Here is a 12,044-nt window from a genome sequence, read left to right as displayed (position 1 = left end):
GATTGTGATTTTTATCAAAAAATCCGAAATATCGGAATAGTGTCAATATACCGGAATTTAACCTCAGCATTTTCTATTTGTCAATCAGGTATGACATGTCTGATCAACGAATAGTGCGTTGCAAACGTGTGTCGGCCTCCGATTTCAATTGACCCAAAGAAGTTTTTATTGACGGGGGGCGAAGGCGATCTTTGCGAAAGACAATGTCGAATGGAGATAGGCGGGGGCCAATCAGGAGCGGCAAAATATGGTAGAATTTTCGTCCCGCATATCGTTCGATGGCATTGATTGGTAAAATAGCAATTATGCCGGTATGTTTTGTGAAAGACGCTAAAATCATCATTGAAGTTGTTGCAATAATAGGAGTGGGAAAACTCAGTCTTTCATTGTGGAAAACTTCATTGATTGCATGACTATTATACCATGCATTGGATTTGGATGGGGCCGTATCTCCCATGTCTGGTCCATCAGATATTGTCTATGACAATTTCGATTTGCCATTAAAGTATGGTGTTTGTTACATATTATACGCAATGTTTCTTAGCCTGACGGCTCGAAAGTCAGTTCGGCAATTTATTCATTGTTTTGAACAGGCTTTAAAAAAACGTTTCATACAAGTACGTTATTAATTATATTCTATTCAAAATGGTAATAACAATAATTAACAAATTTATTTTTCTGTTTTAAATTATTTATATTAAAATATTATATGTATTTTTTTAATTAATTCTGAAATAAAATCGTCTTTTCTAATTTTTACAAATTTTAACTGCCTAAAATAAAAAGTTATTATAAGAGTAAAAAAGCGATATTGCTCAACATAAGTCACTCATTTTTTGATAAAGTTTTTCTGCCAAGGGAGATAAAATACGTTCTTTGTGGCGTATTAATTCAAACGGTGGAACGAGAAAATCTCGGTCCAGCCCCTTCAATTGAAGCCTTTGGAAGCCATTTTTTTCACCTACTACCGTTAATACCGCCCCGCTAACAACTGCGATAGCATCACTTTGTTTGATAGCCGCAAGATTAATCAACAAAGACGATGTGCTCAAAATTTTCGTTGGTAAGGGAAGGTTAGAATTACGAAACTCGGATTCGACGCGATTACGAAGTAGACTTCCCTCCGGTTCCATTATCCATGGATAATTGATCGCATCGGACAAGCATCTCTCGGTCCCTAGAAGGGGATGCTTATCTCTAACAAGAAATATTGCCTGTTCTGCACGGATATGGCGGGCGTTCAACTTGCCATTTTGTAAATCGTGTGGTGCCCGTGCAAAAATGAAATCAAATTGGCCGTCAAGCAGTGCTTTAATTAATGGTCCGCTTGTACCTATCTCTAAAACAATCCTCAATTTTTCATGTTCGTTTTGAAAATCACGAATTGCACGTATTGCTAAATCTATTGCCGGTGCGGTGACAGCTCCTACCTTGATTGTCGTACCATATCCTGCCAACAATTCCTCGACTTCGCTTTCAGCTTTTCCGAGCTCTAGCAATGCTTGTCGAGCCCTTCGTATCATAATTTCTCCAAGTTCCGTGGCAACCATTCCCTTGGGAATTCGCTCAAAGAGCGGTGCACCAACGATCAACTCGATCTCCCGGAGAAGCCGCGATACAGCAGGTTGGGACATGGCAATTTTTTCGGATGTCCGGGTCAGGTTGTTTGTTTGGCCTATTGAGTCGAGTAATCTCAGATGTGACATTTTAAGGCGTCGCATCAAATTAATTGTTCGATTCATTACAAACTCCTCCGCATTTTTTAGCATACCAATTTCGGTATACGACCTCCGCTTAACGGTATTAGACCATTTTTTAGACTTGTTCTAGTTAAGAACGCATTATTTGGAGGCAGGGGAGGAAAACATGCCTGAGGAGAAAATTGAACGCTCGCAAATTGCGTTTGATCATCTATATTTAAAAGTAATTTGGCATATTTTGCCGTTAATCGTTTTATGCTACGTCGTTTCGTATATAGATCGTGTTAACGTCAGTTTTGCAAAACTGGAAATGTCGGCAGATTTGAATATTTCCGCTGCTGCTTATGGTTTCGGAGCGGGAATTTTTTTTCTGGGGTATTTCCTGTTCGAGCTTCCTAGCAATTTGATAATGCATCGGGTTGGTGCACGTGTCTGGATTGCGCGGATTATGATAAGTTGGGGAGTGATTTCTGCCGCAATGGCATTCATTGCCCCAATAGCCGGGTTTTTTGGCATATCCACGAGTGTTTCTTTTTACATTTTACGGTTTCTACTCGGTGTAGCAGAGGCAGGATTTTTTCCTGGTCTCATCCTTTATTTTAATTATTGGTTCACTTCGGAGACGCACGGCCGTATCATGGCATTATTGCTCATCGCCCAGCCTGTATCATTCATTTTAGGCTCTCCGCTTTCTGGTGGGTTGATGCAATTGTTTGCACAGTCGCCACATATGCATAGTTGGCAATGGATGTTTCTGATAGAAGGCCTACCAGCTGTCCTTCTTGGCTTTCTGATTATATTATATTTAAACAACGGTATTGATGACGCAAAATGGTTAAGCAGTGAAGAAAAATCCGAGCTCAAGCGGCGTCTGGAAAATGATAATGCCTCAAAGCAGGATTATCCTTTTGGCGAATTATTCAAACAGCCAATTCTTTGGGCTTTGACCCTCATTTATTTTCTACTTGTTGTCGGGATTTATGGAATTAATTTTTGGCTACCGAGTTTGATAAAAGCTACGGGCGTTACCTCGCTTTTCTCAATTGGTTTGGTTACGGCAATTCCTTATCTGATCGGAGTTGTCGGTATGATATTGGCAACCAGAAAGGCAGAGCATTCCAACCGTCGCAAAGAATTTGCTACTTTTGCTGCCTTTGTCGGTGGCTTAGGCTTGATCATTAGTGCAGTTTTTCAGGACAATCTTGTTCTCACAACTTTAGGTATTGCATTGGCCGTTGGAGGCAGCATGACCGTCAATGCACTTTTTTGGAGCTTCCCGGGAGCGATCATGAAAGGCGCTGCTATTGCCGCCGGCATTGCAGCGATCAATTCGGTTGGCAATTTGGGTGGTTTTGCCGGCCCTTATATTCTGGGCTTTCTATCGGATACATTAGGAACGGCGCAGTATGGTCTCATTATACTTGGGCTTTGTATGGCGACCTCGGGCTTATTGATTGCATGGAAATGCGCCAATCTACGTCAAGCGGAACAATAATTCGATTATTTGCTGATTTTAGAAGGGACTGAAAGATGAAAAATAAAGCTGTTTGGCCGCGTAAGTTACGGTCGTCTGAATGGTTTGGTGGAACGGGTAAAAATGCAATTATGCATCGTTCCTGGATGAAAAATCAGGGGATACCAGCGGATAATTTTGATGGTCGTCCGATTATTGGAATTTGCAATACCTGGTCTGAATTGACGCCGTGTAATGCCCATTTAAGAGATTTGGCAGAACGGGTGAAACGTGGCGTCTATGAAGCGGGAGGTTTTCCCGTCGAGTTTCCGGTTTTTTCAACGGGTGAAAGCTCTCTGCGGCCGACGGCAATGATGTTTAGAAACCTCGCAGCAATGGATGTCGAAGAGGCAATACGTGGTAATCCTGTTGACGGCGTCGTTCTTCTTGGTGGATGTGATAAAACGACTCCGAGCCTCTTAATGGGGGCAGCATCGGTTGATATTCCCGTCATTCTTGTTTCCGGTGGGCCAATGTTGAACGGAAAATGGCGAGGCAAGGATGTCGGATCGGGCACAGCAATCTGGAAATTTTCCGAAATGGTTAAATCCGGTGAAATGTCATTGGATGAATTTATGGATGCCGAGCAGGGCATGGCTCGGTCTGCGGGAAGTTGTATGACCATGGGGACAGCATCGACAATGGCTTCAATGGCAGAAGCTTTAGGTATGACACTTCCCGGAAATGCTGCAATACCGGCAGTCGATGCGCGTCGTCGAATTATCTCGCAATTATCGGGACGCCGTATAGTCGAGATGGTCAAAGAAGATATAAAACCGTCCGATATTCTGACCAAGGATGCTTTTGAAAATGCTATCAGGGTTAACGGTGCTGTAGGCGGTTCTACAAATGCAGTTATTCATCTTTTAGCTTTGGCAGGACGTGTCGGAATTCCACTGACATTGGATGATTGGGATCGTTTGGGGCGTGATGTTCCCACCATTGTCAATTTGCAACCTTCCGGTAAATATTTGATGGAAGAATTTTATTATGCAGGCGGGTTACCTGTCGTTATAAAAGCCGTCGGAGACATGGGGTTACTTCATAAAGATGCCATGACTGTCAACGGAGACACAATCTGGAATAACGTCAAAGATGTACAGAATTATAATGAAGACGTTATCCTTTCTCCGGATAAGCCGCTTACCGAACACGGCGGTATTGCAGTATTACGCGGCAATTTGGCACCGAAAGGAGCCGTTTTGAAACCTTCTGCGGCCTCTCCTCATCTGATGCAGCATACAGGCAGAGCTGTCGTATTTGAAAATATCGAAGATTATCATTCGCGTATTAATGATGAAAATCTCGATATTGATGAAGACTGCATTATGGTTTTAAAAAATTGCGGTCCAAAGGGATATCCGGGCATGGCCGAAGTTGGTAATATGGGGCTCCCGCCAAAAATATTACGGAAAGGCATAACCGATATGGTACGTATATCGGATGCACGAATGTCCGGAACTGCTTATGGTACGGTGGTTCTTCATGTTGCACCGGAAGCGGCAGAAGGTGGTCCTCTGGCTTTGGTAGAAAACGGCGATATGATTTCATTGGATGTTCCTGCGCGCAGTCTGACACTGAATGTTAGTGATGAAGAATTGAAACGCCGCAAAGCCCGTTGGAAGTCACCAATCGAAAAAGGTAATGGCGGATATGCCGGATTATATATAGAAACCGTTATGCAAGCGGATACCGGTGCTGATCTTGATTTTCTTGTAGGAAAACGCGGTAGTATCGTTAAACGGGAAAGTCATTAAATATTGACCGTTCAATAACCAATACCCCCTCATTCAAATAGCTAGAAGGGGGTATTGTTCTTAATAAAAGAGAGTTTTCTTTAAAATCGTATAAATGGAAGATCTATATTATTATTAGTTAGCCCTGTGGTGGATAATTATTGTTAATTGAACAGAACAAGTGTTAGTATAATATTATTTTATTTTAAAATTTGTTTTTATAGGAAAATTTAACTCTGCGATTCTTAAAAAATGTATGATTATGGACAGCTCTATAAATTGCATTTCAGTTATTTTGAGCAACAGAAATATTTCTAAGGCTTTGGGTTAGCGTTTTTAAATAAACAACCGGCTTAATTCTATTATTTTCATCCTCTTAAGAGTTAACGTGCTCATGAGAGGCGAGAGAGCGCTATGTCTATGACAATTTTGCCCCGCTCCGGACATAGCGTTTGTTGTTTTGAGCACATTCTTTGATTGTGATGTTGAGATCGCCGCTTTGTTCCAATAGTTCGAAAGCACTGCATGATAATTCGCAAAAATTCGCTAATTAGTTAGAGATATTTAATTGCAAGCTCCAGCAAAAAAGAGGCTTGCTGTTTCAAAATTTCAAGGCGAGGTAAAACTGAAAATACGGCAAATGATAAGTTCAACGCTGTTAAAGATATAGGAGCTGAACGCGAGTGATCCGGATAAGGCTCTATTACAATTTGTTCTCAATTAGTTCGAGTCGTTTCCCGTTAGACCGCTTTTCAAAAAATTCATTCTAGAGGATGGCTGCGCTGTTGCATGCGACTGGAGATATCAGGCCCTCAGGGGGGTATAACACGGGTATAGCAGTGGAAAACAGCAACCAATGTTGGCATTGCTAAATCAAAGGCATGCAGTTCACTCTGTCAAAACAGTTCTTTTCAATATCCATGAGTAAAATGTTTATGCGCGACAAAACCTTTAGATAATTTCTGTTCTATTGCGCACTTTATCCGATAGATATCTAGTGGATACAAAAACAAACGCATGAATTGGCGAACGCAAGTGGATAGAGGCAGTCAACGTGAATAGGGCAAGCAAATAGATAGGCAAAATAAAAAGAGAAAGGTGGTACGCCCAAGGGGATTTGAACCCCTGTTTCCGCCGTGAAAGGGCGGCGTCCTAACCACTAGACGATGGGCGCGTATCAGTGAGACGGCTTATAGAGAGGATATTTTTTAATCGCAAGCCCCCTTAAGCATTTTTTTTTAATTTTTTGCTGAACATGTCCAATTCCAATCGCGTTTTGGCCCCACATCGACATGGATTGATTGGTGACAATAGGTGCCTACACCGCCTCGGTTGGGCAAAGCGCGTACAAATTTGGCAACTTCCCATTTGTTTGTGTCGGGAACCTGAATATCCGCTGCTGCACAGGACATATGCATGGAGCGTTTTGCGCCATTTACTTTTTGGTTATATGACGGACTACGATAGCCGGATGTTATAATAACCGGCTTGTTGAAGCGTCGTTCTATAGTTTTGAGGATAGCTACGAGTTGAGGTCTCAGGCATGAAACTTCAACATCTTTACGGGCTACTTTCAATCCATTTGGCAATGAACGGCCATAGATACTGACCGACGCGAGCGTGTAAAGCGAAGGCGAATCAATTTCGTTTGCATCAATGTCGGTATCATCATAGAGACTCGTACGATGTTTAATAACAATGCCACCATTGGGCCGAACCCCGGGTAAGTCATCATTATATTCATGCGGATCTTTCTTCGGCAGCGGTACAAGTGCTGTTTTGGTTTCGCTATCAACCGGCTTATTACTCTTTTGGTTATCCGAACGACCGAATAGACGCATTAAACTTCCTTGTTTTTGGCTTTTAGCGTCGCGTTCAGGTGGTTGTTGTCTGTTGGAAGCGTCTTGTGAATCCTCCTCTGTAGAAGAATCACGAGAAACTGTTGTTTGGCCGGAGGGAGAAGTGGCACCATTATTATGTTGGGCTTCCGGTGCTGCTGTTGGTGTGTTTTGAGCGGGAGAAGATGCATTGGGCTGTGACGACTGTTCACTCGTCTTAGAGTCGGTTGTCGGCGGGGTATCGTTAGACGCAGCCGGTTTGGTCTTTTTCCCAAGAAATGAAAAAAGTGCGGTCTTTTTAGGCTTCTGCTCGTCGCCCGAAGCTGTTTCAGTTGCCGGGCTCACAATTGGAACCCCCGTATTTCCCGTGGACAAGGGATGATTGTCCGCCGTTTTATTGTCTGCCAGAGGTGTTTGTTGCGAAGATTCTCCCTCCTTATCAATGTGCGACGGCGGTTGTGTCGGAAGCGGTACCTGTGCCGGTTGAGCACGACTTTGATCTGCGGCTATTTGATTGTTGTCAATTTCTTGAGCAGATTGAGGATTCACACCATTTGTAGCGGCAGGGTTACCCGAACCATTGTCTGTTTGCGAGTTTTGAGTGCCGACTGCCTTTTCTATTCCACCCATTCCCGCGTTATTGGCTGTACAGGCTGACAATGACAAAGCCGCCACCATGACCAGACCGGAACATAACGAGCTGCCGTGAAAAAGATATGAGTGCTTTTTCTTCGGAAAAATGTCGGTATTTGCTAACAATCAGCAACCTTTCATTGCGGCCGAAGGCCTAACGCTTTTTCACTATCCTAAATAAACACTTCCAGTCGAAGCATCCGATCTCGCAAAAAAATGCGTCGAATTTATATTGAAAATAAAAAATTTTTATCACGTTGCGAGTCAAAATTGTAATCTATGACACTTTAACCACACAATTGCAGGAAAACAACAAAACTGCTCGAATATCTCCTATCCTCTCTTGACCTTGGCGTTGTGATAATCTCATGATAAAGAAAACATTTATGCAAGTGATGGGAAAATAGAATTAAGATGCACAGGCCTTTTAAAAGAAAGCACAGTATTGTTCTTACTATGATAGCAGTTGCCGTAATGGGCTGTGCTCGTGGCGCAGAATTTACCGCTCCGGAACAAGCAGGTGCCTCCCATCAAGAATCATATCCGCGATTTTCGGATAAACCCCGCGCTGCAACCGAACAATTTTCTGAAGTCGAAAAACAATCTTTGACCGATCGGTTGGATTCGGAAGCGGCACGTCTGAAAAAAGTGCCGGGGCCATCCGCGAATAGTGCATCCAATTTGGCAAAAGCCAAGGACGATGCGCGTCGTGAGGCGGAAGAAACAGTCCGCCAGATCGAACAGAGTGGTAAACAGGATTAATCGTTCTCGGACCATTTATGTTTGATTATTAAACTTTTAACATCAACTTTTTGACCGGATTAAAAAATGTCGGAAGAATTCCATAAAATTCGTCGTTTGCCGCCTTACGTATTCGAACAGGTTAACCGCCTGAAGGCAGCCGCGCGAGCGAAGGGGGCCGATATTATTGACCTCGGAATGGGGAATCCGGATTTGCCGACGCCGCAAAATATCGTCGATAAACTTTGCGAGGTTGTACAGGATCCCAGAACACACCGTTATTCCGCATCACGCGGCATTCCCGGATTGAGACGGGCACAAGCAAAATATTATGAACGCCGTTTCGGCGTAAAATTGGATCCTGATACGCAAGTCATCGCCACACTGGGTTCAAAAGAAGGGTTTGCAAATATGGCACAGGCAATTACTGCCCCCGGCGACGTTGTCTTGTGTCCGAACCCGACATATCCCATCCATTCGTTCGGTTTTATTATGTCTGGTGGGGTTATCCGCTCTATGCCTGCTTATCCGGGTGAAGAATTGCTCCGTGCGCTTGATCGCGCGGTCAAGCATTCGATCCCAAAGCCGATTGCTGTCATTCTGAATTACCCATCCAATCCCACTGCCTATATTGCGGATCTCGATTTTTATAAGGAAGTCGTTGATTTTGCCAAAAAGAATGAAATCATTCTGCTTTCTGACCTCGCTTATGCCGAGATCTATTTTGGAGACAAAGAGCCACCTTCAGTTTTACAAGTACCAGGTGCGATTGATGTTGCTGTCGAATTTACGTCAATGTCGAAAACTTTTTCAATGCCGGGTTGGCGCATGGGCTTTGCAGTGGGTAATGAACGATTGATTGCCGCTTTGACGCGCGTTAAATCCTATCTCGATTACGGGGCATTTACGCCAATTCAGGTTGCTGCGGCTTATGCATTGAACGGTGACGGATCGGATATTGCTTATGTGCGGTCGGTCTATAAAAAACGTCGTGATGTGATGGTCGAAAGTTTTCACCGTGCCGGATGGGACGTTCCTTCGCCTGAGGCGACTATGTTTGCATGGGCTCCGATACCGGAGCAATACAAGCATCTGGGTTCACTTGAATTTTCAAAATTGCTCATCGAAAAAGCCGATGTTGCGGTTTCTCCCGGAATTGGATTTGGTGAGCAGGGAGATGATTATGTCCGCATTGCACTTGTCGAGAACGAGCACCGTTTAAGACAGGCTGCGCGCAATATAAAGCGCTTCTTTTCTGACGAAAAAAACAAGGCAGCCTAACCTATGGTAAATGCGTTGAGGATCGGCATAGTCGGGCTTGGAACGGTCGGAAGTTCTGTTGTTCGTATATTGAAAGAGAAACAGGACTTGCTGACAAAACAATGTGGCAGGCCCATTGAAGTCGTGGCTGTGAGTGCACGTGACAGAACAAGAGAGCGTGGCATTGATCTTCAACACATTGAATGGGTCGATGACCCGTTGGTTCTGGCTGCAAGCGACAATATTGACGTTTTTGTCGAACTCATTGGTGGCGAGGAGGGGATTGCACGTTTTTGTGTCGAAGAAGCATTGAAACACGGTCACCATGTTGTAACAGCCAACAAGGCCTTGCTCGCTCGCCACGGGGTGGCGTTAGCAAAAATTGCCGAGAAAAAAGGCGTTCTTTTAAACTTCGAGGCAGCGGTTGCAGGGGGTATTCCCGTTATCAAGGCAATGCGCGAGTCGCTCTCGGGAAACAATGTTTCCAGAGTTTACGGTATTTTGAATGGTACATGTAATTACATTTTGACCCGGATGCTCGCAGAAGGAATTTCTTTTGAAGAATGTTTGAAAGAAGCTCAAAAACTGGGCTATGCCGAAGCTGATCCTACTTTCGATATCGAAGGCTTTGATACGGCGCACAAACTTGCTCTGCTGACAAGTTTGGCATTTGGTTGCGTCATTTCCGTCGACGACATCTATGTTGAAGGAATAAGCAATATATCACTTGCCGATATTCATGCGGCGGATGAGCTCGGTTACCGGATCAAGCTTCTTGGCGTAGCTGTAAAAACCGACACCGGTATTGAACAACGTGTGCACCCTACAATGGTGCCCACTTCTTCCGTTATTGCGCAAGTGCAAGGTGTCACAAATGCGGTTTCTATACAAACCGATCTTCTTGGTGAATTGCTGCTGTCGGGGCCCGGAGCCGGAGGGAACGCAACAGCATCGGCTGTCATCGGAGATATTGCCGATATTGCGAAATCTCATCCGGGTTTTCAACACGGACCTGTTTTCGGCACACCGGCTCAAGCTCTTGCACCTTATAAACGTGCACGGATGCGTGCCCATGCTGGGGGATATTTCATCCGTTTGACAGTCAATGACAAGATCGGTGTTTTTGCGACTGTCGCAAAACGTATGGCTGAAAATTCCATTTCACTGGAATCTATTGTCCAACGGCCACTTGCAGAAAATATACAACCGAATACGAAGAATATTGTTCTTGTGACACACGAAACAACCGAGTCGTCAGTGCGTAAAGCTTTGTCGTCCATTATGGAAGACGGGCACCTTATTGATAAGCCGCAAATGATACGCATAGAACGTCCGAACTAAAATCGGGCGTTTTGACATTGGTTTGTGTAATGATCACTAATGTTATCAATTATAAGTCTTGAATTGATCATAATTCCTCTTGCGATAAACGTTAGTCTTTGCCAAAAGGCTATTATATAATGTTGCGCAACAACTTTAGCTTTTTTAACAATTACCCGATGGGATCAATCATATGTCGAACTCGGCTGACCGTACATTACATGGACTCAATCGTATTTTAACACTTGAGCTCGCTCGCGTTACCGAACGCGCGGCAGTAGCCGCCGCACGCATTCGTGGATGTGGAGATGAAAAGGCAGCCGATCAGGCAGCCGTTGATGCGATGCGCAAAGAATTGAACCGTCTACCGATAGATGGTACGGTTGTTATCGGTGAAGGAGAACGCGATGAAGCTCCTATGCTCTATATCGGTGAAAAGGTAGGTACTAAGGAAGGTCCGTCTGTCGATATAGCGCTCGATCCTCTGGAAGGAACAACCATATGCGCGAAGAACTTGCCTAATTCGTTAGCTGTTATTGCTATGGCGGAAAAAGGCAATTTGCTCTATGCACCGGATGTTTACATGGAGAAGATCGCTATAGGCCCAGGATATCCCAAAGGCCTTGTTGACATAGATGCAAGCCCTGTTGACAATATCAATGCACTAGCCAAGGCAAAAGGCGTCAAGCCGAATATGATTACAGCTTGTATCATGGATAGGCCTCGGCACGCCAAACTTATTGAAGCAGTACGCACAACCGGTGCATCAATCCGCTTGATTGGTGACGGCGATGTCGCAGGCATTATTCATACAACCGATCCCGATGAAACCGGTATTGATATTTATATGGGGATAGGTGGCGCACCGGAAGGTGTGCTGGCTGCAGCGGCTTTGCGATGCATTGGTGGGCAGATGCAAGGTCGTTTACAATTGAACACGCAAGAAAAAATCGACCGTGCTGCCAAAATGGGCGTAAAAGATCCGAACAAAGTTTACACCATGGAAGAAATGGCAAAGGGTGATGTACTGTTTGCAGCGACCGGCGTTACGGACGGAAACCTGCTTTCCGGCGTAAAATTTGCCAAAAATTATATTCAAACAGATACAATCGTAATGCGTTCACATACGGGCACAATTCGTAATATCATTGCCCGCCATCAGGACATGAAAAAGTTCGACTGATCCGGATGAATTGAACCGGCATTGCCGGTGAATGATGCACTTACATTATTCCGAAGGCGTATTTCGATTGTGAAATACGCCTTTTTTGCATATCGGTTCCATCAAGAAACGGGAACACGT

At 44.2% G+C, this 12,044-nt stretch carries 9 protein-coding genes and 1 tRNA gene; 6 read left to right on the top strand and 4 right to left on the bottom strand.

The window, feature by feature from the left end; genetic code table 11:
• Positions 1 to 103: 103 nt before the first annotated feature.
• On the bottom strand, positions 104 to 457 hold the full coding sequence (locus H3S83_RS07380) for a hypothetical protein (RefSeq protein WP_198224532.1): 354 nt from the start codon (positions 455 to 457) through the stop codon (positions 104 to 106).
• A gap of 358 nt (positions 458 to 815) precedes the next feature.
• Entirely contained in the window at positions 816 to 1,742 is a 927-nt protein-coding gene (locus tag H3S83_RS07375; RefSeq protein WP_198224533.1) for a LysR family transcriptional regulator, read from the bottom strand.
• A gap of 124 nt (positions 1,743 to 1,866) precedes the next feature.
• Between H3S83_RS07375 and H3S83_RS07370 the strand changes: the two genes are divergently transcribed.
• Complete coding sequence (locus H3S83_RS07370; RefSeq protein ID WP_198239306.1) at positions 1,867 to 3,195, top strand: MFS transporter; 1,329 nt, start codon at positions 1,867 to 1,869, stop codon at positions 3,193 to 3,195.
• Positions 3,196 to 3,230: 35 nt separating this feature from the next.
• Positions 3,231 to 4,970 (top strand): L-arabinonate dehydratase, encoded by a 1,740-nt coding sequence (gene araD, locus H3S83_RS07365; RefSeq protein WP_198239305.1) that lies wholly within the window; start codon positions 3,231 to 3,233, stop codon positions 4,968 to 4,970.
• A 1,078-nt stretch (positions 4,971 to 6,048) separates the two neighbouring features.
• On the opposite strand, the gene H3S83_RS07360 is transcribed toward araD, so the two are convergent.
• A tRNA-Glu gene (locus H3S83_RS07360) sits at positions 6,049 to 6,123 on the bottom strand.
• Between the two features lie 64 nt (positions 6,124 to 6,187).
• Complete coding sequence (locus H3S83_RS07355; protein ID WP_246741724.1) at positions 6,188 to 7,546, bottom strand: D-Ala-D-Ala carboxypeptidase family metallohydrolase; 1,359 nt, start codon at positions 7,544 to 7,546, stop codon at positions 6,188 to 6,190.
• 330 nt (positions 7,547 to 7,876) lie between these two features.
• Here H3S83_RS07355 and H3S83_RS07350 point away from each other — a divergent pair, with 330 nt between their 5' ends.
• The 4 genes from H3S83_RS07350 (at position 7,877) to glpX (ending at position 11,924) form a co-directional block, all read left to right on the top strand.
• Positions 7,877 to 8,182 carry a hypothetical protein gene (locus H3S83_RS07350; protein WP_246741723.1) on the top strand — a complete coding sequence of 102 codons (306 nt, stop codon included), beginning with the start codon at positions 7,877 to 7,879 and terminating at the stop codon, positions 8,180 to 8,182.
• Between the two features lie 66 nt (positions 8,183 to 8,248).
• Entirely contained in the window at positions 8,249 to 9,442 is a 1,194-nt protein-coding gene (locus H3S83_RS07345) for an LL-diaminopimelate aminotransferase (RefSeq protein ID WP_078039561.1), read from the top strand.
• 3 nt (positions 9,443 to 9,445) lie between these two features.
• The gene (locus H3S83_RS07340) at positions 9,446 to 10,762 is read left to right on the top strand and encodes a homoserine dehydrogenase (RefSeq protein WP_077971599.1); all 1,317 of its coding nucleotides are present in this window, start codon (positions 9,446 to 9,448) and stop codon (positions 10,760 to 10,762) included.
• Between the two features lie 172 nt (positions 10,763 to 10,934).
• On the top strand, positions 10,935 to 11,924 hold the full coding sequence (gene glpX / locus H3S83_RS07335; protein ID WP_077971598.1) for a class II fructose-bisphosphatase: 990 nt from the start codon (positions 10,935 to 10,937) through the stop codon (positions 11,922 to 11,924).
• Positions 11,925 to 12,044 lie beyond the last annotated feature (120 nt).

Origin of the sequence: Bartonella sp. W8122 (genome assembly GCF_016102485.1) — a bacterium.
In the GTDB taxonomy this organism is placed as follows: domain Bacteria; phylum Pseudomonadota; class Alphaproteobacteria; order Rhizobiales; family Rhizobiaceae; genus Bartonella; species Bartonella apihabitans.
The sequence above is the reverse complement of the archived record's forward strand: the minus strand, read 5'-3'. Positions and strand labels throughout refer to the sequence as shown.